The sequence below is a fragment of the Corynebacterium sp. MSK158 genome (assembly GCF_030229085.1).
Taxonomy (GTDB): Bacteria; Actinomycetota; Actinomycetes; order Mycobacteriales; family Mycobacteriaceae; genus Corynebacterium.
The window spans coordinates 1-380 of the sequence record NZ_JASPHJ010000041.1 but is presented as its reverse complement, the minus strand read 5'-3'; the positions used below and the strand labels follow the sequence as shown (position 1 = coordinate 380).

Genomic DNA, 380 nt, shown 5'->3' with positions numbered 1-380 from the left:
CACCCCATTAGGATTCGGTTTCCCTACGGCTACCCCACACGGGTTAACCTCGCGACATGCCGCTGACTCGCAGGCTCATTCTTCAAAAGGCACGCCATCACACACACGGTGCTCTGACGGATTGTAAGCACATGGTTTCAGGAACTATTTCACTCCCCTCCCGGGGTACTTTTCACCATTCCCTCACGGTACTCATACACTATCGGTCACACTGAGTATTTAGGCTTACCGGGTGGTCCCGGCAGATTCACAGCAGATTCCACGAGCCCGCTGCTACTCGGGCAACCCAACAACCCACATGCCATTGTCTTCAACTACAGGACTCTCACCTTCTCCGGCAGGCCATTCCAAACCACTTCACCTAACAACAACACACGAGC

Annotated in this window: 1 rRNA gene; it reads right to left on the bottom strand. The window is 53.9% G+C overall.

Features of this window, described 5'->3' with window-relative positions:
• Window positions 1-380: ribosomal RNA gene (locus tag QP915_RS11610) — 23S ribosomal RNA — on the bottom strand; the annotation flags it as partial.